Source organism: Chryseosolibacter indicum, assembly GCF_018598585.1.
Classification (GTDB): Bacteria; Bacteroidota; Bacteroidia; order Cytophagales; family Cyclobacteriaceae; genus Chryseosolibacter; species Chryseosolibacter indicus.
In genome coordinates, this window is the sequence record NZ_JAHESD010000006.1 from 45,997 (window position 1) to 70,165 (window position 24,169).

The 24,169-nt window shown below is 39.5% G+C and carries 25 protein-coding genes; 16 read left to right on the forward strand and 9 right to left on the reverse strand.

The annotated features are described in order from the left end of the window. Positions 1 to 68: 68 nt before the first annotated feature. The gene (gene ahcY, locus KK060_RS04445; protein ID WP_254152487.1) at positions 69 to 1,376 is read right to left on the reverse strand and encodes an adenosylhomocysteinase; all 1,308 of its coding nucleotides are present in this window, start codon (positions 1,374 to 1,376) and stop codon (positions 69 to 71) included. Positions 1,377 to 1,513: 137 nt separating this feature from the next. Here ahcY and KK060_RS04450 point away from each other — a divergent pair, with 137 nt between their 5' ends. Then, on the forward strand, positions 1,514 to 2,203 hold the full coding sequence (locus KK060_RS04450; RefSeq protein WP_254152488.1) for a DsbA family oxidoreductase: 690 nt from the start codon (positions 1,514 to 1,516) through the stop codon (positions 2,201 to 2,203). Between the two features lie 137 nt (positions 2,204 to 2,340). On the opposite strand, the gene KK060_RS04455 is transcribed toward KK060_RS04450, so the two are convergent. The 3 genes from KK060_RS04455 to KK060_RS04465 all read right to left on the reverse strand — a co-directional run bounded on the left by KK060_RS04455 (position 2,341) and on the right by KK060_RS04465 (position 4,720). Then, positions 2,341 to 2,823: a GNAT family N-acetyltransferase gene (locus KK060_RS04455; RefSeq protein WP_367397459.1), complete on the reverse strand. Its 483-nt coding sequence runs from the start codon at positions 2,821 to 2,823 to the stop codon at positions 2,341 to 2,343. A 73-nt stretch (positions 2,824 to 2,896) separates the two neighbouring features. Next, complete coding sequence (locus tag KK060_RS04460; protein ID WP_254152489.1) at positions 2,897 to 3,436, reverse strand: RBBP9/YdeN family alpha/beta hydrolase; 540 nt, start codon at positions 3,434 to 3,436, stop codon at positions 2,897 to 2,899. 6 nt (positions 3,437 to 3,442) lie between these two features. Further along, a complete protein-coding gene (locus KK060_RS04465) occupies positions 3,443 to 4,720 on the reverse strand; it encodes a sialidase family protein (protein WP_254152490.1) in 1,278 nt (425 codons plus the stop codon). A gap of 120 nt (positions 4,721 to 4,840) precedes the next feature. On the opposite strand from KK060_RS04465, the gene KK060_RS04470 reads away from it, so the two are divergent. Together KK060_RS04470 and KK060_RS04475 are read left to right on the forward strand one after the other, a co-directional pair. After that, complete coding sequence (locus tag KK060_RS04470) at positions 4,841 to 5,893, forward strand: alkaline phosphatase D family protein (RefSeq protein ID WP_254152491.1); 1,053 nt, start codon at positions 4,841 to 4,843, stop codon at positions 5,891 to 5,893. Positions 5,894 to 6,123: 230 nt separating this feature from the next. Continuing rightward, positions 6,124 to 6,864 (forward strand): hypothetical protein, encoded by a 741-nt coding sequence (locus tag KK060_RS04475; RefSeq protein ID WP_254152492.1) that lies wholly within the window; start codon positions 6,124 to 6,126, stop codon positions 6,862 to 6,864. A gap of 83 nt (positions 6,865 to 6,947) precedes the next feature. Here KK060_RS04475 and KK060_RS04480 read toward each other — a convergent pair whose 3' ends face one another. From KK060_RS04480 to KK060_RS04495, 4 genes are all read right to left on the reverse strand, one after another. Further along, positions 6,948 to 7,805: a substrate-binding periplasmic protein gene (locus KK060_RS04480; protein ID WP_254152493.1), complete on the reverse strand. Its 858-nt coding sequence runs from the start codon at positions 7,803 to 7,805 to the stop codon at positions 6,948 to 6,950. 93 nt (positions 7,806 to 7,898) lie between these two features. Further along, the gene (locus KK060_RS04485; RefSeq protein ID WP_254152494.1) at positions 7,899 to 8,672 is read right to left on the reverse strand and encodes an enoyl-CoA hydratase/isomerase family protein; all 774 of its coding nucleotides are present in this window, start codon (positions 8,670 to 8,672) and stop codon (positions 7,899 to 7,901) included. After that, positions 8,669 to 10,768, reverse strand: coding sequence for a ComEC/Rec2 family competence protein (locus tag KK060_RS04490; protein ID WP_254152495.1), 2,100 nt, complete (start codon positions 10,766 to 10,768; stop codon positions 8,669 to 8,671). The genes KK060_RS04485 and KK060_RS04490 overlap by 4 nt, the downstream gene beginning before the upstream one ends. A gap of 54 nt (positions 10,769 to 10,822) precedes the next feature. Beyond that, positions 10,823 to 11,794: a PhoH family protein gene (locus KK060_RS04495; RefSeq protein ID WP_254152496.1), complete on the reverse strand. Its 972-nt coding sequence runs from the start codon at positions 11,792 to 11,794 to the stop codon at positions 10,823 to 10,825. A 119-nt stretch (positions 11,795 to 11,913) separates the two neighbouring features. Here KK060_RS04495 and KK060_RS04500 point away from each other — a divergent pair, with 119 nt between their 5' ends. From KK060_RS04500 to KK060_RS04525, 6 genes are all read left to right on the forward strand, one after another. Beyond that, a complete protein-coding gene (locus KK060_RS04500) occupies positions 11,914 to 12,687 on the forward strand; it encodes an SAM hydrolase/SAM-dependent halogenase family protein (RefSeq protein WP_254152497.1) in 774 nt (257 codons plus the stop codon). Positions 12,688 to 12,695: 8 nt separating this feature from the next. Beyond that, positions 12,696 to 12,989: a putative quinol monooxygenase gene (locus KK060_RS04505; RefSeq protein WP_254152498.1), complete on the forward strand. Its 294-nt coding sequence runs from the start codon at positions 12,696 to 12,698 to the stop codon at positions 12,987 to 12,989. Positions 12,990 to 13,106: 117 nt separating this feature from the next. Then, entirely contained in the window at positions 13,107 to 13,595 is a 489-nt protein-coding gene (locus KK060_RS04510; protein ID WP_254152499.1) for a VOC family protein, read from the forward strand. Positions 13,596 to 13,843: 248 nt separating this feature from the next. Next, entirely contained in the window at positions 13,844 to 14,698 is an 855-nt protein-coding gene (locus KK060_RS04515; protein ID WP_254152500.1) for a UDP-2,3-diacylglucosamine diphosphatase, read from the forward strand. Next, positions 14,695 to 15,684, forward strand: coding sequence for a glycosyltransferase family protein (locus KK060_RS04520; RefSeq protein ID WP_254152501.1), 990 nt, complete (start codon positions 14,695 to 14,697; stop codon positions 15,682 to 15,684). The genes KK060_RS04515 and KK060_RS04520 overlap by 4 nt, the downstream gene beginning before the upstream one ends. A 117-nt stretch (positions 15,685 to 15,801) precedes the next feature. After that, the gene (locus KK060_RS04525; RefSeq protein ID WP_254152502.1) at positions 15,802 to 16,518 is read left to right on the forward strand and encodes a response regulator transcription factor; all 717 of its coding nucleotides are present in this window, start codon (positions 15,802 to 15,804) and stop codon (positions 16,516 to 16,518) included. On the opposite strand, the gene KK060_RS04530 is transcribed toward KK060_RS04525, so the two are convergent. Next, positions 16,481 to 17,674 (reverse strand): glycoside hydrolase family 1 protein, encoded by a 1,194-nt coding sequence (locus KK060_RS04530; RefSeq protein WP_254152503.1) that lies wholly within the window; start codon positions 17,672 to 17,674, stop codon positions 16,481 to 16,483. The genes KK060_RS04525 and KK060_RS04530 overlap by 38 nt on opposite strands. A gap of 341 nt (positions 17,675 to 18,015) precedes the next feature. On the opposite strand from KK060_RS04530, the gene KK060_RS04535 reads away from it, so the two are divergent. The 7 genes from KK060_RS04535 (at position 18,016) to KK060_RS04565 (ending at position 24,158) form a co-directional block, all read left to right on the forward strand. Then, on the forward strand, positions 18,016 to 18,807 hold the full coding sequence (locus KK060_RS04535) for a hypothetical protein (protein WP_254152504.1): 792 nt from the start codon (positions 18,016 to 18,018) through the stop codon (positions 18,805 to 18,807). A 160-nt stretch (positions 18,808 to 18,967) separates the two neighbouring features. Continuing rightward, positions 18,968 to 20,143, forward strand: coding sequence for a serine hydrolase domain-containing protein (locus tag KK060_RS04540; RefSeq protein ID WP_254152505.1), 1,176 nt, complete (start codon positions 18,968 to 18,970; stop codon positions 20,141 to 20,143). Between the two features lie 70 nt (positions 20,144 to 20,213). Continuing rightward, complete coding sequence (locus tag KK060_RS04545; protein ID WP_254152506.1) at positions 20,214 to 21,011, forward strand: penicillin-binding transpeptidase domain-containing protein; 798 nt, start codon at positions 20,214 to 20,216, stop codon at positions 21,009 to 21,011. Between the two features lie 248 nt (positions 21,012 to 21,259). After that, complete coding sequence (locus tag KK060_RS04550; protein ID WP_254152507.1) at positions 21,260 to 21,979, forward strand: porin family protein; 720 nt, start codon at positions 21,260 to 21,262, stop codon at positions 21,977 to 21,979. 120 nt (positions 21,980 to 22,099) lie between these two features. Beyond that, the gene (locus KK060_RS04555; protein ID WP_254152508.1) at positions 22,100 to 22,558 is read left to right on the forward strand and encodes a VOC family protein; all 459 of its coding nucleotides are present in this window, start codon (positions 22,100 to 22,102) and stop codon (positions 22,556 to 22,558) included. Between the two features lie 131 nt (positions 22,559 to 22,689). Beyond that, positions 22,690 to 23,262: a dihydrofolate reductase family protein gene (locus tag KK060_RS04560; protein WP_254152509.1), complete on the forward strand. Its 573-nt coding sequence runs from the start codon at positions 22,690 to 22,692 to the stop codon at positions 23,260 to 23,262. A gap of 155 nt (positions 23,263 to 23,417) precedes the next feature. Then, the gene (locus KK060_RS04565) at positions 23,418 to 24,158 is read left to right on the forward strand and encodes an SDR family oxidoreductase (protein WP_254152510.1); all 741 of its coding nucleotides are present in this window, start codon (positions 23,418 to 23,420) and stop codon (positions 24,156 to 24,158) included. The last annotated feature ends 11 nt before the right edge of the window (positions 24,159 to 24,169 follow it).

The following is a 24,169-nucleotide window of genomic DNA, read 5'->3' on the forward strand; positions in this document are numbered from 1 at the left end:
ATTACAGAAACACGGATAAAAAGAAAAAGCCCTGTTTCCAGGGCTTCCGTGATTAAACTTTATCGAGATTAATATCTGTAATAGTCTGGCTTGAAAGGTCCTTGTACCTCTACACCAATATATTTAGCCTGAGATGGACTTAATTCATCCAACTCTACGCCTATTTTCTTCAAGTGAAGTTTTGCAACTTTCTCATCAAGGTGTTTAGGAAGCATATATACCTTATTCTCATACTTACCGTGATTAGTCCAAAGCTCAAGCTGGGCTAAAGTTTGGTTAGTAAATGAGTTAGACATTACAAAAGAAGGGTGTCCCATAGCGCAACCAAGGTTAACAAGACGACCTTCAGCCAGTAAGATAACCTGGCGACCATTGTTCAGGGTATAAATATCTACCTGAGGTTTAATGGTATCTTTCTGACCGTTCTTATTCAACCATGCCACGTCAATTTCATTATCGAAGTGACCAATGTTACAAACAATAGCCTTATCCTTTAATGAAAGAAAGTGACGATCCACTACAATACTGTGGTTTCCTGTTGCTGTAACAATGATATCTGCCTCTTTAGCGGCGTCATCCATTTTCTTTACAGCATAACCGTCCATAGCTGCTTGCAGAGCACATATAGGGTCAATTTCTGTTACGATTACGCGCGCACCAGCACCTCTTAATGAGGCAGCAGAACCTTTTCCTACGTCGCCATAGCCTGCTACTACTGCTACTTTTCCAGCAATCATGATGTCTGTTGCTCTTCTTATAGCATCAACACATGATTCTTTACAGCCGTATTTGTTATCAAACTTTGATTTTGTTACTGAATCGTTGATGTTGATCGCTGGCAAAGGAAGTTTTCCATTATGCATGCGTTCAATCAGACGGTGAACACCAGTAGTAGTTTCTTCAGAGATACCTCTGATACCTGGAACCAACTCTGGATAGCGATCTAACACCATGTTAGTAAGGTCACCACCATCATCCAGAATCATATTAAGAGGCTTGCCATCTTTGAAAGCAAACAATGTTTGTTCAATACACCAGTCAAATTCCTTTTCATTCATGCCTTTCCAAGCATACACCGGAATTCCTGCGGCTGCAATAGCTGCCGCCGCGTGGTCTTGTGTTGAGAAGATGTTACATGACGACCAGCTAACTTCTGCTCCTAATTCAACAAGTGTTTCAATAAGAACTGCTGTTTGAATGGTCATATGAAGACATCCTGCAATGCGAGCACCTGCAAGAGGCTTTTGTTTACTGAATTCTTCACGTGTTGCCATTAAACCTGGCATTTCAGCTTCCGCCAAGCGGATCTCTTTTCTACCCCATTCAGCAAGGGAAAGGTCTTTAACCTTGAATTTAACTTTTTGATCTACAGTCATTTTACTTCTTTTCTGGATATGATGATTACCTTCTAGGTAGGCACAAAAATAATATAAAGGATTCTAATAATCTAAAAGCGTTTAATTAGCAATGAACTATTAATTTTAAAGCTTGGTTGGGAGGTCAAATATCAAATATGAGTAAGCCGATTATTAAAGTTGCTGTAGTTTCTGACGTGGTTTGTCCATGGTGTTACATAGGGAAAAGGAGGCTAGAAAACGCTGTTTCCAGCCTTTCCGATAAGTATGATTTTGAGGTTGCATACTATCCCTTTGAGCTTAACCCTGACTTACCTTTAGAAGGTACAGATCAAAAAGAGTACTTATCGGCTAAATTTGGCGGAGAGCATGAATACGAACAAAAGACCAACCATGTTTCTCAAATTGCTGCAACAGAAGGCCTTGAATTTAATTACAATAAACAATTGGTGTCTCCAAACACCAGAAATGCGCACCGGCTTATTTTATTGGCGAATGAAGAAGGCAAACAAATAGCGCTTGTTGAAGCGCTTTTCAAGGCATACTTTACTGATGGTGTTAACCTTTCAAAAAAGGAGAATCTTGTTGACATCGCTTCATCTACAGGAATGGATAGAGAGAAAGTAAAAGATTTTCTTGATTCTGATACAGGCTTAACAGAGGTTGCTGCTGCCGAAACTGAACTTCAGAGAATTGGCATTTCAGGGGTTCCGTTCTACATCATAAATGACAAGTACGGAGTTTCTGGTGCACAACCTAGTCATGCATTTATTGAAGCTTTTGAAAACATCGGAAAGGAAATGGTCCTCGCGGGCGAGACTTGCGATGTTGAAGCGAAGAATTGCTAATTCCTATTTTTGGAAATACCGATTGCCTTCTACAGAAGGCATATCGTCAATGCATATAGAACACCAGCCTATCAAATCTAATATATTATTAGTGGTTGGTGTTTTATACTTTCAACGTACTTGTATTAGGTTTCTTACTACACCTTATACACGTTTGGATTGTGCAGCTCCATATATACTTCCGGCTTTGACACTCTTGTAAAACCGTATTTTTCGTAAAGCCAGTCTGCTGTTGATGTTAACAAAATCCAACGTCTTAATCCTTGTAGGTTCGGGTGTCCCATGATAACATCCATTAGTTTTTTTGAAAGTCCTTGACCACGATACTCATCCAATACATAAACATCACCTAAGTATGCAATAGTTGAGAAGTCGGAGATTATCCTTGCGAACCCAATTTGTTTATCCTTATGAAGTAGGCCAAAGTTTAGAGAATTGTCAATCGAAGTCTCTACTCTATCAAAAGGAATATTGTCACTCCATCCGGAATGCTTTGATAAAAAATCGTGAATGGCAACAACATCTAACTTGGTTTTGTCTGTGGTGATTAAAAAATCACCAAAAGCGTGTTCAATGATTTTCATAGTATACTTATCCGTTTTTCCTTCCAGGGTTGTCACTACACATTACTTAGCTATAAGACAGGACGTAGTTAGCTAGGCGGTTTATAATTCCTTTTTTTAGTTATAGGTGTTACAAATCAAGTTGCTTCAGCAATTGCAGTCCGTATTCCCAGCTGCCGAGGTTTGAATCTGAATTAATATGACCCGCAGGGCCAATATCAACAAGCTTACTCCCCCATGCGTCAGCAAATTGCTTAGCACGTTTTACTGTTACGTATCTGTCATCAGTACTCGTCACCGTGATAGACGGAAAGTGTAATTTTTCGAGAGGCATTGGCGTAAAGCCCGTTGTTCCAGGAGGATAAGAATCTGCTTCCGTATCACTTGGTGCGACCAATAAAGCACCTTTGATTTTTCGCTTATATTCACAGGACCAATAAGCGATGGCACAACATGCGAGACTATGTCCTACGAGAATAATCTCTTCGGGTTGATATTTTAATACATAAGAATCTATCGTAGCAATCCATTCATTCTTTACAGGATTATCCCATTCAATTTGTTCGATACGGGTAAATTGCGGAAAGCGCTTTTCCCACTGTGATTGCCAGTGCTTCTCCCCGGAGTTATTAAGACCTGGATGAATAAGAACTTTAGAATTGAAATGCATACTCTTTTATTTTGCCTTTACGAGATCTTCATGACTGATGATGGATGTCCATACGCTTGTAACGCCATTATCGATGCGTGTCCATACAGGTGCGATAACGCCTTTGTGTGCCGATATGCTATTGTAATCTCCGATAGAGACTTTTGTGGAAGGTATAAAAGGAGATTCACTGACTTTCACATTTTTAAATGTAGAACCACCATCAGTTGAATAGGCAATGTAAACATCTGTGCGCTCGTCCTCATAATCTCTTCGATCGTAAAACATCACATAGACATAACCTGAAGCCTGATCTACTGCCATCCACGGAACATATTGATGTCTTTTTGTGTTGTCGTTATTTACCTTAGTGGGTATCGTCCAATTGTCGCCACCATTAGCGGATCGCATAAACCAAATATCAGTATTATCTGCGCCGTTACGTTGGTCGGCCCATAAGAGATACAGTTGTCCTAGCGCATTTGTCTTACTGTTATTAGAAAGGAATACTGGCAAACTATTACATCTTTTATGCCCTGGAATGTTCATGTTACTACCTCCTATCTGATCGCCAACAAAAACATCGTTTGAAAGCCACATGTTTCCGCCGTCATAAGACCTGTCCAAATACATCTTTCCTTTGTTAGTCCAGACCACATACATTTTTCCTTCCATACTAATCGCCGGAAAGGCACCGGTATTGGCATTACTATCATCCAAACAATTGCCTTCTGTTTGAGATAAAGTAACGGGCAAGCTCCATTTTTTTCCATTCTTTGACCGACTCAATAAAACGTTAGAGTGACAGTCAGTACCCTGATCGCCATACTTATCGAACTGAGTCCATGCTATAGTGATATTTCCCTTGCTATCAACAACAGGCCGAGCTTTACGTTGACTTTTGGATTCATCTAATCCTATAGATTCGCCTGGGCTCCAGGTAATTCCTCCATCAGAAGATTCGTGAATTACAATATGTGCTTTAGTTGTATCACCAGAGAGATGAAAAAAATAGAAAGTACCTTTTAAATCACAAACTATTGCCGGATCTCCATAACTACCGGAAGATGAAGTCACGTTAATCTTTTGCCAATTTACTCCTCCGTCTTTAGTAGCATAGACACTACCAGAATTTGAAGCTGCGACAACGTTTAATGTGTTTCTTGGGTTGATTGCAATACAAGGCTGATTTACATGTTCCGTTTCCTGGGATTGCTCATCCAGCCTGATATTTTTAAACTGCGCCAGGGAGGTTGATGTGATGATAAGGGTTATGGAAGTAACAAGCAGTGTCAGTAGTTTCATATTTTACTTCTTAACTATGTACAATACTATATAAAACCCAACCGATCAAAAAATAATATTTCCTTAATCTTTTACAACTTATGGTTTTGTAACCTTGCTTCCCATTTAACCAGTACGTTTATGTTAAAATTATTCTTCGTCCTTATATGTATTGTTTCCTTTTACACTGCATACAATCAACCCCACGCCGACGTTGTTATTGCTTTTGGATCATGCTCAAGACAAAGTGAGCAAGAACAACTTTGGGCGGAGGTGTTAAAGCAAAAACCGAAATTATGGGTATGGGGAGGCGATAACATCTACGGCGACTCACACGATATCAATGTACTGAAACAAAAATATGATCAACAAAAGCATCACCCGGATTATCAAAAATTATTAAACGCATGTGCCGTTACTGGAACGTGGGACGATCATGATTACGGAGTTAATGATGGCGGGAAATACTTTTCTAAAAAAGACGAAAGCAAAAAGCTGTTACTCTCGTTTTTAGGAATAGGTCAGAACCATCCTGTTCACAAACATGAGGGCGTTTACCATTCCTATGTTCTGGGAAAAGGGAAACAAAAGATCAAAGTATTGAACCTCGATACCCGTTATTTTCGTGACACGCTCAGAAGGGAATTCTATTATGACGAAAGTCTAAAAGATTCAGTATCAAGGTATAAACAAAATTTAAATGGAGATATTTTAGGAGAAGCACAATGGCAGTGGCTTGAGCATGAATTAAAGAACTCAGATGCCTCCTTACATATTATTAATTCAAGCATACAGGTAATCTCGGCAGAGCATCGGTTTGAGAAATGGGCAAACTTTCCTACTGCAAGAAAACGCCTGCTTGAACTGCTTAAAAAGTATTCCCATAAAGGAATCTTAATTATCAGCGGAGACAGACACATTGCCGAGTTCTCTCAACTCCAGCAGAATGGAGACAACTACCCACTGGTCGATTTCACATCCAGTGGTTTAACGCATACTTGGAATGTAAAATCCAACGACGGCTCTACCCCTGTCGAGACCAACCGACATCGGATTAATGATATGGTTATTCAAAAGAATTTTGGAATCATCAGGTTGAACTGGCGCCGTCATTCTATAAATGTAATTATGGAGATAAGAGGCAGAAACGATCAACTCTTTCACTCTCATTCAATAGACATCCCCAAAGCGTAAGTGTCAGCCGAACTGACGAAATTTGGAGCAGTAAAGCGGCATTATTTCTCCCCAGTCTGTAGAATAATTCATCATGAATTTAAACACAAATATTGTTTGAAATGCAATTCAACGGTTAATTATCGCACTTTAACTTCAAAAAGAACCGATTAAAAATAACACAAACGTTTTATCCATCTTACGCAAATGATTTGTTCTATATGGACCAAAGGAATACAAATTCGAAAAATATGATTAAAAGGTTCATCTTAGGTTTATCCGTAGTAGGATTAATATTTGGCTGTAGCAATAAAGAGAAGGAACAAGCCCTTCAAACACAAGTAGACTCATTAAAAACTGAGTTAAGAACAAGCCAGGAAACAGCACAATCCCTTCAAGAGGTTGGTGTACTTATCGATTCAATTGATGCAAGCCGTCAGTTACTACGTACTGATATGGTAGAAGGTACATCTTATAAAGATTACAAAAACCGTTTGAAGGATATCAGTGATTATGTGAAACAAACACAAAACAAAATCGCTGAGCTAGAGAAGACTGCTAAAAATTCAAAAGTTTATGCAGGCACCATTAAACGTCTTAAAGCAGATCTTGAAGCAAGAACAAAACAAATTGCTGCATTAGAAGAAGAAGTAGCAAGAATTCGTACAGAGAACCAGTCATTGGCGAGAAATGTATCTGAACGTGATTCATTGATCAATGTAAACTCTCAAACAATTAAGATGAGAGAAGAAAGCCTGGCTGCATTAGAAACACGCGTACAGGAAATGAGCGTAGAATCTAAAAACTCTCAGGCTGAAGCATACTTCGCACAAGCTCAAGCTTTAGAAAAAGCAGCAGATCGTACTAAATTTGCTCCTCGTAAGAAGAAAGATACACAACGTGAAGCTTTAGAGCTTTACAAAATGGCACTTTCTCTTGGTAAGACAGAGGCAGAAACCAAAATAGCTGAACTTGAAAAAGATTTGAGCTAATTAACAACAACAACTTCAACATAAAGTATAAAGACCTGGTGAAAACCAGGTCTTTATTATTTTGTGAGTTAGTCGGAAAAGAATTACTTCGCTTTTTGTAATAGCTTCACGCCTGATTCACCTAAGTGCTTTACCAGAATCGACTTGTATTCTTTTGAATTAAAGTAACCACCATTAGAAGCAAAAAACTCTTCTACTACAGGAGCCCAATCACTATTCATAGGCATGATGAAACCAAATTGTTCTGAAGCCTTATCTCCTACTGGATGACGTTTTACAGGCTTTTTCATTTGAACTGCTTCAATGTAAAATGCTAAATCAAGATACGCGAAACCTGTAGGGTCAGCAAAGACTTTTTCAAGTACTTCCTGACTTGTCGTTTCATTAGACACTTTTACTGAAGGATAGTATTTCTGCTTCAAGTCAGCAATGCGCTTTTCATTAAGTGTACCCTTTGCCGTATAGGCAGTAAAGTTTGCGAAGGTTTTGGGAAGATCTTCCAGTTTTGATAAAGTAGGAACACTGGTTTGTGTTATCAGAATAGCAAAGTTGGTGATGAAGGGCTGCGTAAACTTAACTTCCTTTTTGCGTTCTTCAGTAATAGTAATATTTCCTAAACCAATTACACCACCATTTCCTGCTTTGGTCTTGTCGTACATGCCGCGGAAACTTGTTCCATCTCCTACATACTTAGAAGTAAGTTTAACCCCTTTTGCGGTATTGACCCATTTCACAAAATCATTCATAATATCAATACAGATACCAGTAAGATTACCACTCTTGTCTTTGTAGACAAAGCTCGGAGTCTCTACGTATGCGAGTGATAAAGTTCCGGATTTATTAGATTTAACATTTGCCCAGGTATCTCCTGAGTAATTCTGAGCAAAGATAATTTGGATACTTGCCACAAGAGCAAGTAAAGATGCAAGTATAGGTTTCATGGGTTGTCAATTTCACCATGATTATAGCTGTTTTATTTTGAATAATCTGTACCGCTGGTAAAAAAGGAAGCAACAATTTTATTGCACACGATTTTACCAGGAGATTTTCTCTTTATTCAAGAAAGCAGAAATTCCTCTTTGACAATCATCACTTTGTCTCGCTTTTGCATTCATTTCAGATGCAAACGTTAACGCATCGTCAAGTGATAATGACTGCACTTTTGCTATCATCTGCTTTGTTAAATTCATTGAGTATGATGAATTGGTAGTGATGAGATTAGTAGCAAAATTGAATACGTAACTCTCCAACTCTTCTGATGGCGCTACAGCATTTATAAGATTGATTGCATTTGCCTGTTCAGCAGATATCAATGTTCCGGTTAACAATAATTGTTTTGCTTTTGCCTCGCCTATTTTGCGTAGCAGGAAAACCATAACGATAGCAGGCACAAAACCTATCTTCACTTCTGTGTATCCAAATGTAGCGTCGTGAGACGCAAACACAAAATCACAAACTGTAGCCAATCCGCACCCACCTGCAAGGGCCGGACCATGTACCTGCGCTATTACTATCTTCTTTAATTGATATATCTGAAGGAACAGCTCTTTAAGATGAGATGAGTCAGCATAATTTTGTTCATAAGAAAAGCCCTGGAGTAATTGAAGATATTCAAGATCGGCACCTGCACAAAAAGCTTCTCCATTACCAGACAACACGATAATCTTCACACTATCATCTTCTTCAGCTTGTTTAAAAGCTTCCTTCAGTTCGCTTACCAACTCAAAGCTCAGTGCGTTTCTCTTTTCAGGACGGTTTAAAGTAATGTATGCAATGCGATCCTTAATGGAATATTGAAGTGTAGTCATGACTGTTTATCAAATCTATAAATATAAGCGCCCTCGTGTGCAACGGAATGTACGTCAACTTCTAGCGCTTTGGCTTGTTCCAGTATTTTTGTGCTATAGTAATAAGAATTACTGCTATCTAAAATTACAGGTGTTGTTGAACACCATGGTTGTAAGGAAGTAATTGATTCTACAGAATTATTGGCAATGACAATAAGATCAAATTGTACCGACGGGCGGTTAGTTATAAATTTCTTACTGTCGATTATCAATACCTTTTTCCCATTCCAAACTATTAGTCTTGCACCTTCTGTTTCACGACAGACTTCTTTGTTACTCGCCAGTGAAACAAACTCCGTGGCTGTGATTATACGATTTGGATTGATATGAAATTTTATCTGATCCTCATTCTTTACGAGTGTCGTATCTGTTAGAAATAATGCGTGCGTGCCTTGCTTCAGATCTACTGCTGTATGACCAGGAACCTTGTAAACTACAATAGATGAAGCGTTTAATGTAGTGAAGTAGCTGTGCCATGTTGTAGCGCTGTATACAAGAACAAGCAGAAAAGCTGGGTATATGAAAGAGAACTTTCGGTATTGAAACATAAGAATAATAAAACTTATTATTCCCGTAAGAAGTAAAGCCTGAAAGGGCGTTATGTAAACATCTTCTACCAAACTATATGGCATTAATTCTATTACTGATACAATAACGTTCATCAGCTTAATAAAACCAGTAAGAAGATATCCGAGAATATTAGCAATGGCAGGAATAACACTACATGCCAGCACCGCCAGCCCTCCGATAAGTACTGCAAATGACAGTGGTATTATTAAAAGATTTGAAAGCAGAAAATAGTTTGGAAACTGGTGGAAATAAAGAAGTCCTAATATAAAAGTACCAACCTGTGCAGCAACAGAAACGCAGGTAGCTTTCCAAACACAATCCACTACTAAGGCTGAGGGTTGCCATGCGTTGTATATGAAGGGCTGTAGGTAAACTATGGCAAATACAGCCATGTAAGATAATTGAAAACCTACGGACATGATCAGAAACGGATCATACACCAGTAAGCAAAATGCAGAGGCTGCCAGTGTATTATAAATATTTGTATCTCGCGAAAGCGCTTTAGCAATTATCAGAAAGGAAAACATAACAACTGCGCGTAATACCGAAGGAGATAAGCCTGTTATAAAAGCGTAGGCCCAAAGTATAAGGAGACTCACAACTGCAAGAAGCCAAGGTGCTCTACCCTTCTCAACAACAGGTTTTAACATGAAGAGAAGTATGGCATAGATAATACTGATATGCAACCCCGATACTGCCAACACATGCATAGTACCTGTTGCCGCATAGGCATTGAGCAGTTCATTATCAAGCCCATCGGTAACACCCAGTACCAGCGCCGCGGCTATAGCTTTTTCCTGATCTCCAACTGTAAATCGTTCTAGCGTTAGCCTCGACCATTTACGTGCGGCAATTGCGTAAGACATTAACCACGATGGCGGCTCATGTCCTATCATTGTTACCTGATGTGTTTCAAGGAAATGTTGGTGATAAATGTTTCTGAAAGAGAGGTAGCGTTGATAGTCGAATTCACCTGGGTTTGGAGGCGGTGGTACAGGCAGGGGCTTCCCTTTAATAAGCAATATATCTCCGTAATTAAACGGTATTGAAAAATCACTCTTTTTAAAATAAAGTAGTACGTTACCTTCAGCTGGATACCAACTATCGCTACTCACCTTTATAACTCGACCTTCCGCTTTCCACGACTGGCCTTTCTCCTGCGGAGCACTACTTATAACTACTGTATAAGCATCAACGGGAGTAAGAGATGAGGAAAAATGAGTACCTCGAAATATTTCTGTTTTTAACGATACATTGAGATATCCACAGACGAAAATGAATGAAAGGGCAAGGTATCCGGGATTAAAAAAGTATCCTCCTGAAACCCGGCGAAAGAAGACTAACAGGAAATAGGCGGTAGCTAGAAAGATTAACAGAGCAGACGAATAGGCAACACTTAGAAAAGCAGGAGAATATATACCCAACAGGATGCCCGCAATAAAAAAGGCTACTACTCGGATAAAGGTATAAGGTATCCACCGGAACATGGGAGGAAAGTTAATAAATCGGAATTGATAACTTTCCTCTCTGTATTCAGAATTCTATTTCTCGTCTCTTTTGGGAGCTTCTTTATTGTACGCTTCAATTATATCACGTACTAGCCTGTGACGAACAACATCTTTATCAGACAACTCAACAAAACCGATTCCCTTTACATTATTGAGAATACGCGCTGCCTCCTTTAAACCTGACTTTTGGTTGGGAGGTAAGTCAATTTGTGAAGCATCTCCGGTAACAATCATTTTTGACTCAGGTCCCATACGCGTCAGAAACATCTTCATCTGCATAGGCGTAGTGTTCTGCGCTTCGTCTAACAGGATAAAGGCGTTGTGCAAAGTTCTTCCCCGCATGTAAGCAAGCGGAGCGATTTCAATAATCTCCCGCTCCATGTAGAAGCTAAGCTTCTCAAAAGGAATCATATCGTTAAGGGCGTCATATATTGGTCTCAGGTAAGGGTCAATCTTCTCTTTCAGATCTCCCGGAAGAAAACCCAGGTTTTCCCCTGCTTCAACTGCGGGCCTGGTAATAATGATCTTCTTTACCTGCTTGTTTTTTAAAGCCCTTACAGCCATGGCTACAGAAATAAAGGTTTTACCAGTACCTGCGGGACCAAGCGCAAATACCAGGTCGTTATCTCTTACCGCGTCTACCAACTTCTGTTGATTGACAGTTTTTGGCTTTATAGGAGCGCCCTTGGTTCCGAAAAGAATCACATCTTCGTTAGAACCGTCCTGATTTTCGGGCAGCGAGTTAATTTCCTCTTCTTTCGAAACGTAAGCCTGAACATTTTCTTCCGTAACACGCCCATATTTATGGTAGTGTTCAATCAGAGAATTAAGGATATCATTAATCTGGATTATTTCAGAGGAACTTCCTTTAAGAACAATTTGATTACCCCTTGATACAATTTTACTTTTAGGGAAGGCAGCTGACAAAGAATCAATATTTTTGTTCTCGACTCCCAGAAAGTCTATGAGAGATATGTTTTCAAGGTTTACTACTTTTTCTATCAATGATATATTTTGGTTTAAATGAATCTAAAATCTTTATTTTTAGCACTCGAAACTAAACATAATAAAAGCACGCCAGCGTGCAAAAAAATTCCCTATTTACTTAAAATTTAGCTTTCAGGATGGCCATTGTTACGCTTTTGACAGATTCGGGGGAAAGTGACCATTATGTAGCATCTATAAAAGGGAGAATTATAAGCTCCAATCCGGAGATAAGAATCATTGATATATCCCATAAAATACAGCCTTGCGACATAGGACATGCGGCCTTTGTATTGCGGTCTGTCTTTAAAGACTTCCCTAAAGGTACCGTGCATTTAATAGGGGTCGATGCAACAGGAAACAAAGGAGACGTTTTTGTGGCCTTAGCATTGGAAGATCATTTCTTTGTTGGGCCTGACAATGGTTTTTTCGGGTTGTTATCCGAGCAGCTCCCTGCTCAAATTATTCAGCTTGGAGCTGATAACGCTAAAGCCACTACCTTTCCGGAAAGGGAAGTATTTGCTGCAGCAGCTGCAAAGCTTGCGAACGGCACGCCCTTAACTGAGCTTGGCAATCCGCTGCCTGCAGTAAAGAGACTTATCGATAGGCAGGTTAAAGCCACTAAAAAGCAGATCACGGGCAATGTTATACGGGTTGATAACTTCGGCAACCTGATAACCAATATTCCTAAGGTCGCTTTTGATGTATTGAGCAAAAACAAAGCCTTTACCATCCAGTTTGGGGGAGAGAAGTTCAGAAGGATCCATACCGGTTACAATCAAACTGAAGAAGGAGAATGCTTTATTCTCTTCAACAGTCTTGATCTTCTTGAGATTGGAATATACAAAGGCAATGCTTCAGAACTGCTGGGCCTCGCTTACGACAGTGTTGTTAATATCATTTTTGAAGATTAGCTTTTACCATGATCATCAGAGTTGTAAGAATGTATTTCAAAGAAGAAGGTGTCGAAAGCTTTCTCGCCACCTTTAATCTTCATAAAGAGGCTATTCGTTCTTTTCCAGGTTGTACCCATCTTGAACTTCTAAAAGACGCCAAAGACCCAAATGTATTTTCTACTTTAAGCTATTGGATTGATGAAGATAGTCTAGAAAATTACAGGAAATCAGATCTCTTTAATTCCGTATGGGGAAATGTAAAGAAGTTATTTTCAGAGAAGCCCCAGGCGTTTTCGTTGATGAAGTTTATCAAGGTGTAGCATCCTATTCCTTTTTCTTCTCGAAACTTCTGTCTCACATTGCTAATGTTAAAGGAGACTTTTGTTCACAATCTTAAACTTATAGCTTGCACTGCATGTTGAATATAACAAATGATTATGGAAGCTACCTATAGAGTACCTGCGCAAACAAGAATAGGACATGTTCATCTGAAAGTTTCTGATCTTCAACGATCTTTAAGTTTCTATTGTGATCTGCTCGGCTTTGATCTTATTACTATGTATGGCACACAGGCTGCGTTTGTCTCTGCAGGTGGCTATCACCATCACATTGGATTAAATACATGGTACAGCAAAGATGCTCCTCCTGCACCTGTTCATGCTGCAGGTCTATTCCATGTGGCTATCGTATACCCTACCCGAAGAGATCTGGCCGTAATATTTGACAGGTTAAGAAATGCACACTACCCCTTTTCCGGTGCTTCTGACCATGGCGTTTCTGAGGCGCTCTATCTCAACGATCCTGACGAGAATGGTCTTGAACTGTATTGGGACAGGCCCATGGACCAATGGCCAAGAAATGAGGCGGGTAATATTGAAATGTATACACGACCTCTTAACCTCGAAAGCCTTTTAAAAGAGCTATAATCAACATTAAGTTTACTTAACACTAAGTATTCTTCATAATTTGATAACATTGATAACACCAAATAAGCAATAGCATAATTGTATTTTTGAATAGGTAAACATCTTCGTAAATAATTGTTTGGGATTCCCCGGGCTTTTCCCCGGGGGATAGTTTTGACCTCTTCATTACTACTACCTGACAACACAGACAATACTTGCGCAAGAAGGTCTTATCACAATAAACGAAATGACCTGGGATAAATAAATCCATGGGCAGAAAAAAGAAAAGAGAAGTAGATCTGGTTATTCTTTCCGATGTTCATCTGGGCACGTATGGTTGCCATGCTGGAGAACTTCTTCGCTATCTGAAATCCATAAATCCAAAAAAACTTGTTCTTAACGGAGATATTATTGACATGTGGCAGTTTAGTAAACGCTACTGGCCTAAAACACACATGCAGGTAGTAAAGCACATTACAGGTTTACTTACCAAAAATTCAAAGATCATTTACCTTACCGGAAACCACGACGAGATGCTGCGGAAGTTTGCAGGGTTCAGGCTTGGCTCTTTTCAGATAGACAATAAGGTTATCATAAAACTTAATGGCAAGAAAGCCTGGATCTTTCATGGCGATGTTTTTGATGTAACCATGCAACATTCCAAATGGCTCGCAAAACTCGGTGCCATTGGTTATGATACGCTAATCCTTCTGAATACAATTGTGAACTGGCTGTTGACGAAGATAGGTCGTGAGCGGATTTCGCTTTCGAAACGGGTAAAAGACAGTGTGAAGTCGGCAGTGAAGTTTATTAACAACTTTGAAAAGACCGCAGCTGACATTGCCATTGAAAATGGCTATGACTACGTTGTATGCGGTCACATTCATCAACCAGAGCTGCGCAAGATTCGCACAGAAAAAGGTGAGGTATTGTATCTTAATTCGGGTGACTGGGTAGAGAATCTTACTGCCCTTGAGTATCACAATGCTACCTGGAAGATTTACCGATACCATGAAGATACATTAGCCCAATCTATAAAACTTCCGAAGAGGCTTAAAAATGATATGGACAACAATGCTATCTTTAAAGATCTTGTCACACAGTTTCTAACCATAAAGAAGTGAAAATACTGTACGCGATTCAAGGCACAGGCAACGGACACATTGCAAGAGCTGAAGACATTATACCCATTCTGCAAGAGTATGGCGACTTGCACTTATTTGTCAGCGGTGCGCAGGCAGACATCAAACTCTCCTACCCTGTTAAGTATAAATCCAAAGGGCTAAGTTTCTTCTTTGGCAAATCCGGCGGTATAGATCTTTTAAAGACTTTCAAGAACAACAGCTCCAAAGACGTTTATAAGGAGATCAAGAAGTTTCCCGTAGAGAAGTATGATATAGTTATCAACGATTTTGAACCCATCTCTGCATGGGCTTGTCGCCGGAAGGAAGTACCGTGTATTGCATTAAGTCACCAGAGTGCATTGCTGTCTCCCAAAGTACCCAAGCCAAAGTCTTATGATCCTGTTGGCGATTGGATACTGAAGAACTATGCACCTGCTAACTACCATGTTGGTTTCCATTTTTCGCAATTCGACAAAAATATTTTTACGCCGGTTATAAGACCACGTATTAAAAATGCAGAAGTTAAAACGAAACCTCATTATACGGTTTACCTTCCTGCGTATGACGACAAGAAGCTTGTTCCTTTACTGATGCGGATTCCCATCCGGTGGCACGTGTTTTCAAAACATGCCAAGAAGTCGTACCATGTAGACAAAGTATCTGTTTACCCCGTAAACAATGAAGAGTTTACTGCAAGCATGGCAACGGCAACAGGTGTATTATGTGGCGCCGGGTTCGAAACGCCGGCAGAAGCTTTATATCTACAGAAGAAGCTTATGGTTGTACCAATGAAAACACAATACGAGCAGCACTATAACGCCGCAGCGTTACAACTGCTTGGCGTACCCGTATTGAAAAAAGTTAAGAAGAAGAACATTTACAAAATCGAAGAATGGATTGAGAGTAAACAAATAATTGAAGTGGACTACCCCGACCAGACGCAGAAAGCCGTTGACATTGCTTTGAACTTTGCCAAAAAGAAGTAGGATCGTCATTACACCACTTTTATTCTTCCATATCCCCGCAATTACACTCTTGTTAATTAATACATAATGATCCAATAATCATGTATTAATTCAGGAAGGATATTTTGTGACTCCTCTATGATAGCAAAACAAAGACGGATATTGGTAGTAGATGATGACAGCGATATTGTTGAATTGCTGAAGTATAACCTGGAACGACAAGGCTTTAAAGTAAAAACTTTACGGGATAGCGATAGGGCCATTGAAGTAGCCAACTCATTTGTACCCGACCTTATAATTCTTGATATTATGATGCCGCAACCCAACGGCATTGAGGTATGCCGTAAACTGAGGACAATCAAGAAATTTGAAAACACATACATTTTCTTCCTTACCGCCAACTCCGAACCCTATTACAGAAATGCTGTGATGAACACCGGAGCCGATGATTTTATTGAAAAGGTTATCGGACTAAGGGCGCTAACGTACAAGGTAAGCGCAGTGCTTAAAAAACAATTCATTATACGTAAAGGCATTACTGAAGTCACTATTGGCCAACTTACCGTCAATAGAAAAACGAGCACCGTTACCATTAGCAATAATATAATAGCACTCAGCCCACCAGAACTGGAGATCCTGTTCTTCTTCGCACAGAATCCAAACAAAATAATAAGCACCGAAGACATGGTGCATAACATCTGGGGATCTGAAATCTATCTTTTCGACACTTCTGTTGAAGCCTGCATTCGCAACCTGCGAAAGAAAATAGGTGAAGGCATTATTGAAGACATCAAGCAAGATTGCTATAAACTCTCTGCTAAGAATGTACTTCGTCAATCCCGAGCACACGATTAAAAGCTATGGCGGAGTAAAGATCGGCGCTTGGCTTCCTGGTTCTGTCTTTCGTTTCCAGATTACATTCGTACAAGCCAAACTTATAGGTTAAGCCAAGGTTCCATTCAAAGTTATCCCAGGCCGACCAGTGGTAATAGCCCTGTACATCTACCCCATCCTGTATGGCATCATAGACTATACTCAGGTAATCTTTAATGGCAGCGACACGCTTTGTATCATCGCCCGTGCAAATACCATTCTCAGTAATGATAATCGGCTTCTTATACTGGTTCCAGTACCTTCTGATACATTCTCCCAACCCTTGCGGATAGTACTCCCACATATCGTCATGCGGCTTGCCAGACTTCGCCATCTTCTCTGGGGTAAGCAACCTTGTTATTGGAAGCGGATCGAACCCTATCCTGGCATAATAACTCATGCCGAAGAAATCAAATTTGGTAAAAAACTTCAAAGCATATTCCATGAACATATAATCATAGAACTTTGCAGGAACAACACCCATGATATTTTCACCAGCGAAGATTGTGCAATTATGCGAGATACCAACAGGTGTATCCGGATACTTGTGCTTGATATAATCGTAGACAATATCATGCGCCACGCCGATGTTGTTAAGCACCTTTTTTGCCTCGAGAATATTTCGCTTAAAGGGCGGAAATTCTGCCACCACCCAGCCAAGGCTGGTATATAAATTGGGTTCGTTAAACGTATTCCAACTGGTTACGTAACTTCCATATTCGTCTACAACCTTTTTGGCGAAATCTACCCAGAGGTTAACATTCGCTTCCTGTGACCACCCTCCTGCTTTGGCAAACCAGATTGGGTTGGTAAAATGATGAAGCACCATCATGATGGAAACATTCTTCTGCTTAAGCTTTTGAAGAAGTTGGTGATATTCTCTTTTTACAGATTCATCAAAATCGGCAAGCGGCGCCTGTTGCAGCCTACTCCACATCAAACTCATGCGATAATGCGGTGCCAGAGAGGCGATAATATCAATATCCTCATCATAACGTTTTTCATGATCCGTAGTACGGTCGAACACATGACCATCCCGTGCAACTACTCCTTGCCAGTCGTGCTCATATGCCGTCTCTATCTGGTATGCTGCGGTGCTCGTGCCAAACTGAAAGTGGCCCGGGAAGATAAGCTTCATAAAAAAGGCGCTAATTACCGTCTTTCTATCGGCATTGTAAAGCAACAAAGATTAATTGTACGTTAGGAATTTCATATTAGAAATTGGGCATTAGGGTCGAGCGTTGGGTAAATGAGAAGTAGGCAGTAGGCAACGAGTAGTTGACAATCAACGAAACCTTAAACATGAAACATGAAACCTCTAACAACCCAGAACTCAGAACCCAGAACGTTTAAAGGTTTACCCGAGGATGCTTCGACCATGCTTCGACTATGCTTCGACTATGCCTCGAGTATGCTTCGACTTTCCCTCGACTTATATTATCATTTTATTATTATATTAGCATAAAAAACCCTACTAGTATGCCTGAACAGGTTAGCTTCATAAAGATTAAGGGAACAGTAGACGGGCTGTCCTTTTACACCGCCGGAGGCCGCAGCATTGTGCGCAGAGCCTATGGTCCTTCCAAAGAGAGAATAGCCAACGATCCTAAGCTCATCCGACTTCGTGAGAATAACGTCGAATTTGGTGGAGCCTCAGCCATGGGCAAGGCCTTGCGCTTGGGTCTAATGGTCACGAAATTATATGCTTCCAGCGATCTTCCCGCAAAAGTAACAGCCCTCATGCGGTCTGTTCTTGTGCTCAACAAGGGCATCAGAGGGAAAAGAAATATTGAGCTTTCAAAACATAAGACCCTGCTCAATCACCTTGACTGCAACTCACAAACGCCATTCACCAATGTAGTGCTACCATCTTTTGAATGTTCGGGCGATAGAAATACGGCTAGCGTTCAGTATACTTTCAGGAATATGAATCCTGCTGCAGATATTCGGCCACCACAAGGTGCTACGCATTTTCAGATATTTCAAATAGCAACCACGATATCCGATTATCACTACAACGAGCCCATGGAAAGTTATAGACCTATCAACTCGCAATTGAACGAGGCAAGAGAAATCACAAACTCCAATGCTATATCCTTGTCGGATCAAAGCGTAGACGTATCATTGGTTACAACCATACCTGGTATCACCAATCTTCCTGAACACGTTTCATTGGTACATGCACTCGCCATTGCGTTTTTCAGGGAAGATAACAACGTACACTACAAACTCACCTCCGGCTGCGCCATGAAGGTAATAGGAGTATATTAAGGAATTTGGGTAGTTGACAATTTGAACCATTAACACGAGCAATACCATTTAGAAACGACAAATCAATTACAATTTCGGTTTAGCATTTTGCTTATTGCGTGTGGTGACAAGTTAAACAAACATTGCAGGCAATTTTGATAGAACTCATAATTTAAATCAAATGAGAAGTGCCATAAAGCAATTATTACCATTTATCCTCTTCTTTTCAACAAGTATAGTCTTGGGGCAAACAAGAGCTGATAGTCTAAACATGCTGGTTAATAAACTTGGACAAAAACTGCTCGACGAAAAGCAAGGGGTTGGACTTTCTATAGGAGTCTACGACAATGGAAAGTCCTACTTTTTTAATTTTGGTACAACTCAGGCTGGTAAATCCGTTACACCCACTCAGCATACTATCTATGAAATCGGCTCAATCACAAAAACGTTTGAAAGTTATATCTTAGCGAATGCTGTTATTGAAGGGAAAGTAAACTTAGATGATGACATTCGTAAGTATTTAAACGATAGCTATCCCAACCTTGAATATAAAGGGCATTATATCAAATTAATTCACCTGGCTAATACAACTTCATTGTTACCAGATTGGTTGCCTGAATTACCTACTCGAACGAAAGGCTTACAGCCCGACTCTACATTAAAAGTTAAAATTGAATTTTATAAAAAGTTATCGAAGCAAGACTTCTACAACGCCTTACATAACGTAAAATTAGATACAATACCCGGAACAAGAAGACGCCATTCCAATGCAGGAGCACAACTGCTTGCTTATATTTTAGAGGAGGTCTATCAAAAGCCGTTAGACAAGCTGATAAAGACTTATATCACTACTCCTCAAAAAATGAAGAATACTTTTTTCCTCGCAACTTCTGAGCAAAAAGGGCTTGCAACCGGGTACACCACTACCAATCATAAAGCAATTTATGAATTCAGCATGCCTTACTTTAAGTATGCCGGCGGCTTGGTAAGCACTACGAATAATTTGGTAAAATATATACAGTTACTTCTGAATAAAAACGACCCCTCATCCGTTCTTTGCTTGAAAAAAACAGCAGATATAGATGTGTCAACAGGGAAAGTTGTACCAATGAAAGCCGAAGGAATAGCTGCACCTGAAGTATATAGTACTGCTTTGAATTGGTTTAAGTACCAGCCTGAAATAAACAAATCTCAAATTTGGGCTGATGGTGGAACAAATGGTTTTAATAGTTATTTGGTTATTTACCCGTACTTAAATAGTGGGATTATACTACTTGCCAATAAATCAGATGAAGGTATTTTCAGGGCATTGCCTGGAATAGCAAATCAAATATCAAAATCGATTGGCATGAAATAAAAACTGCCCTAGAGTCAATCTGAAATCCACACTACTGTTTGTGCATCACTTTTAAAATACCTCTCAGTCAATGAAAATGCTTGTTATAATATTCCTTTCCTTGTACTGCCTGAGAGTACAAGCGCAAGTTGATTTTGCTCAAGCATTTAGCGATTGTAAGATACCCGGTAGCATAACGATCTACCATTATAACAGTAAAAAATGGTTTATCAGTGATACAAGCGATGCAAAAATGGAAACATTGCCTGCCTCAACATTCAAGATCATTAATTTACTTATTGCACTGGAAACCGGTACCATTAAAGACGAAAATGCGGTCGTAAAATGGATAGGAAAAACAGATACTACGCTTTACGGATACAGACCTGATATATATAGGGACATGACAGTAAAAGAGGCTTTTGAGTTATCTGCCGGATGGGTTTTTATCGAACTCGCGAAAAGGATCGGAAAAGAAAAATACTTGCAATACCTAAAGAGGTCTAATTATGGCAATTTAAATTTAACTGAACAAGGAGCAGACTTTTGGAACTTCGGAGCATTTGCCATTTCGCCTATAAACCAAATTGATTTTCTGGTTAGAGTTTACAAAAATCAACTGCCCTTCTCAAAAAGAAACATAGGTATCTTGAAACGAGTAATGATTGCCGAAAAGGCAAATGGCTATACAATCAGGGCAAAAACTGGCTGGACGAGATGGGAAGGAAATGACATTGGATGGTGGGTTGGCTACGTGACCAATAAAAAGGATGTTTTCTTTTTTGCTACACGAATTATTAAGAAACGCTCCGATATAAATCCAGAGTTTGGAAATTGTAGAAAGAACATTACAAAATCTGTTCTCAGACAGCTCAATGCAATCAACTAGGCGAACGCATAACAAAAGTGTCAATATCATCATAGTTTTTCAAATGCACTTAAACTTAGCGTAATACAAATAAGCATTATTGGAAGTCAAAAAATATATTAAACCCTATAACATTAATATTAAATACTCCGACATTCCATTGATGACAATTGCTTTAAGGTATCGAAGCTATTATGTTCATTAAGATATTAAACACAATAGCTAGCCTTAATAACCGACTTGTTGGATCTTACCAAAGCATTTAAGACATGAAAAAGAAGAAAATGAAAAATTTAAAAAACCTGTTATTTCTAGGGATTGTATTGTTTGTAAAATTAAACGTATCGGCACAAACATCACCATTACGCTTCGGAATTAAGACCGGGTTAAATTTATCAAGTGCGACAGTTCATGATGCCACTGGCACAAACTCAAAAACCGGGTACCACATTGGGGGCACATTAGAATATTCATTTTCTCAGAAGTTTCTCATAAAATCAGGTCTGCTTTTTTCAACCAAGGGGTCTAAGATAGACCAACTTAACGCAAGCTCATACATCCCTTCGCCAATTGACGATACACATACATTTAATGCTTCCTATTTAATATTGCCTCTACACGGGGCATATAGGCTTAACGTAAATAACACAGTTGACATAGTACTTGGAGCTGGGCCTTACTTTGGATATGGCATTGGAGGAAAAACAACGCAAAAATTAAATAGTGGTTCCTGGAGTAATGGAAGTACAGAAAATGAATGGAAAACCTTTGGAAGTGGCGTTTACGATGAGAATCGAAATTGGCTGCATGGTACAACATTAAAGCAGCTAGATATCGGCATTGGTGCTACTCTTGATTTTGAGTATCAGAATTTTGTTTTAGGCATAGGATATGAACAAGGGTTAAAAAACATTGCGACACAAGATAGCTACTACAAGCCTCAATACAAAAACAGGGCAATTCAGGCTTCTATTGGATACAAACTATAACAACGTTAAACTTTGCCCAAATACATCTGCCCCTCAACAACGATAAACCAAATTGGTAGAACTTTCTGATGGTATACGAATATAAAAATTGGCAAAAAAGACTTATAAAGAAATGAGGTAATGAAAAAAAGTACATTGATAGAAATGAACAACGTAGGTATCGTTGTAGAATCACTCGATAATGCAATTTCTTTTTTTTCCGAAATAGGACTGAAACTAGAAGGACGAACTATGGTTGAAGGTGAATGGGCAGGACGAGTAACAGGACTTGGAAACCAATCGGTAGAGATTGCCATGATGGTTACTCCCGACGGACACAGCCGACTTGAACTTTCACGGTTTCTTACCCCTCGTACGATAGCAGACCATAGGACTGCCCCAGTGAATTCTTTGGGCTATCTCCGTATCATGTTTCGGGTTGATAATCTTGACGAATTGCTATCCAGACTAGCGAAGCATGGTGCCGAAGTCGTTGGGGAAGTCGTTAATTATGAGAACATTTATAAGCTTTGCTACATTAGAGGGACAGAAGGGCTTCTTGTCGGATTAGCCGAACAACTAGACCCTTCTTCTCAATAATTGACCATTGCATCAACTTTACAACTTCATTCAGAATACTATTGCCGCATTTTACCATTAAGATTGTCGCATTAGTACTTCATTAAAGCAAGTTTGCTTATAATCTTTGTATCTGTTATACATTATAAAATATGAGAAAAGTAATTTCATTTATGCATATCTCCCTTGATGGTTTTGTAGCAGGACCAAACGGAGAAATGGATTGGATTAAAGTTGATCAAGAAATCTTTGACTATGTCGGTAAACGGATAAGCGAAGGAGATACTGCATTATACGGGCGGGTAACGTATCAGATGATGGAAAATTACTGGCCTACTGCAGGAGAAAAGCTAACAGCATCAAAGCACGACATCGAACATTCAAAGTGGTATAAAAAGGTTCACAAAGTTGTTTTATCAAAAACAATGAACAATCTGAGTTTGCCTAACACTACAATTATTAGTGATAACCTTTCACACCAAATTAAAGAAATCAAACAACAACCTGGTAAAGATATCTTACTTTTTGGCAGCCCTACTGCAACACATGCTCTTATTCAACTAAACTTAATTGATGGCTACTGGCTATTCGTTAATCCAATTGTACTTGGAAGGGGCATCCCATTGTTTGTAGACATTAAAGACAAAATCAAACTACAACTTTTGCCAACTACCCGGCAATTTACATGCGGAGTTACTGAGTTGAATTACGCAGTAGACAGATAATAACAGCAACGAGCAACCGCATAGCATGTACCAATAGGTGTAGGGGTCAACAATCTGCATTTCAGAAACATTTTGACTACGAAAAATACCAATCTGGTTACTTATTTCACCCAACCGAATATGACCTTTGCATAATAACGATAAGGAGAAAGTTTATGCAAAGTATAAAAGGAAAAGTAGTTGCTATTACAGGAGCGAGTAGTGGTATTGGTAAAGTTACAGCAATAGAACTGGCGCAGCATGGTGCAAAAGTTGTATTAGGAGCAAGAAGAACTGAGCAATTGGAGATGACTGTTGAAGAAATCAGGAACAATGGAGGTGAAGCTGTTTTTTCAAAAACCGATGTAAGCAACAAAACGGACTTGGTGCGCCTGGTAAATCTGGCGGTTGAAAAATTTCAAAAACTAGATGTTATTATTAATAATGCAGGCGTAGCCCGGCTTAGCAGGATAGACAACCTTGATGTTGACGGCTGGGACGAAATGATTGACATCAATATAAAAGGTGTTTTATATGGAATGGCAGCGGCAATTCCCGTTTTTAAACATCAGCAATCTGGTCATATCGTTAATATCATTTCAACGTCAGGAATAAAAATTTCACCAACCCAAGGCGTATATGCAGGAACAAAAAATGCAGTGCGTACCATTGCAGAAGCATTTCGACAAGAGTCGGACGGCAGCATAAGAATAACAGGAATCTCACCTGGATATATAAAAACAGATTTTGCTGTTAAAAGTGTAAAAACAGAAGCGATGAAAACGTCTATCGCACAGGTAGTGGAACAAATGGCTATCGATCCGAAAGCTGTGGCTAATGCTGTAATTTATGCTATTAGTCAGCCAAACGATGTCGAGGTAGGAGATATTGTTATTCGTCCTGCAAGACAAGACTGATATATGTAGAA

What these genes read in the sequence shown, in the direction of transcription:
- ahcY (WP_254152487.1), bottom strand. Translation starts at nt 1,376, where the DNA reads ATGACTGTAGATCAAAAAGTTAAATTCAAGGTTAAAGACCTTTCCCTT.
- KK060_RS04450 (WP_254152488.1), top strand. Translation starts at nt 1,514, where the DNA reads ATGAGTAAGCCGATTATTAAAGTTGCTGTAGTTTCTGACGTGGTTTGT.
- KK060_RS04460 (WP_254152489.1), bottom strand. Translation starts at nt 3,436, where the DNA reads ATGCATTTCAATTCTAAAGTTCTTATTCATCCAGGTCTTAATAACTCC.
- KK060_RS04465 (WP_254152490.1), bottom strand. Translation starts at nt 4,720, where the DNA reads ATGAAACTACTGACACTGCTTGTTACTTCCATAACCCTTATCATCACA.
- KK060_RS04470 (WP_254152491.1), top strand. Translation starts at nt 4,841, where the DNA reads ATGTTAAAATTATTCTTCGTCCTTATATGTATTGTTTCCTTTTACACT.
- KK060_RS04475 (WP_254152492.1), top strand. Translation starts at nt 6,124, where the DNA reads ATGATTAAAAGGTTCATCTTAGGTTTATCCGTAGTAGGATTAATATTT.
- KK060_RS04480 (WP_254152493.1), bottom strand. Translation starts at nt 7,805, where the DNA reads ATGAAACCTATACTTGCATCTTTACTTGCTCTTGTGGCAAGTATCCAA.
- KK060_RS04485 (WP_254152494.1), bottom strand. Translation starts at nt 8,672, where the DNA reads ATGACTACACTTCAATATTCCATTAAGGATCGCATTGCATACATTACT.
- KK060_RS04490 (WP_254152495.1), bottom strand. Translation starts at nt 10,768, where the DNA reads ATGTTCCGGTGGATACCTTATACCTTTATCCGAGTAGTAGCCTTTTTT.
- KK060_RS04500 (WP_254152497.1), top strand. Translation starts at nt 11,914, where the DNA reads ATGGCCATTGTTACGCTTTTGACAGATTCGGGGGAAAGTGACCATTAT.
- KK060_RS04505 (WP_254152498.1), top strand. Translation starts at nt 12,696, where the DNA reads ATGATCATCAGAGTTGTAAGAATGTATTTCAAAGAAGAAGGTGTCGAA.
- KK060_RS04510 (WP_254152499.1), top strand. Translation starts at nt 13,107, where the DNA reads ATGGAAGCTACCTATAGAGTACCTGCGCAAACAAGAATAGGACATGTT.
- KK060_RS04515 (WP_254152500.1), top strand. Translation starts at nt 13,844, where the DNA reads ATGGGCAGAAAAAAGAAAAGAGAAGTAGATCTGGTTATTCTTTCCGAT.
- KK060_RS04525 (WP_254152502.1), top strand. Translation starts at nt 15,802, where the DNA reads ATGATAGCAAAACAAAGACGGATATTGGTAGTAGATGATGACAGCGAT.
- KK060_RS04530 (WP_254152503.1), bottom strand. Translation starts at nt 17,674, where the DNA reads ATGAAGCTTATCTTCCCGGGCCACTTTCAGTTTGGCACGAGCACCGCA.
- KK060_RS04535 (WP_254152504.1), top strand. Translation starts at nt 18,016, where the DNA reads ATGCCTGAACAGGTTAGCTTCATAAAGATTAAGGGAACAGTAGACGGG.
- KK060_RS04540 (WP_254152505.1), top strand. Translation starts at nt 18,968, where the DNA reads ATGAGAAGTGCCATAAAGCAATTATTACCATTTATCCTCTTCTTTTCA.
- KK060_RS04545 (WP_254152506.1), top strand. Translation starts at nt 20,214, where the DNA reads ATGAAAATGCTTGTTATAATATTCCTTTCCTTGTACTGCCTGAGAGTA.
- KK060_RS04550 (WP_254152507.1), top strand. Translation starts at nt 21,260, where the DNA reads ATGAAAAAGAAGAAAATGAAAAATTTAAAAAACCTGTTATTTCTAGGG.
- KK060_RS04555 (WP_254152508.1), top strand. Translation starts at nt 22,100, where the DNA reads ATGAAAAAAAGTACATTGATAGAAATGAACAACGTAGGTATCGTTGTA.
- KK060_RS04560 (WP_254152509.1), top strand. Translation starts at nt 22,690, where the DNA reads ATGAGAAAAGTAATTTCATTTATGCATATCTCCCTTGATGGTTTTGTA.
- KK060_RS04565 (WP_254152510.1), top strand. Translation starts at nt 23,418, where the DNA reads ATGCAAAGTATAAAAGGAAAAGTAGTTGCTATTACAGGAGCGAGTAGT.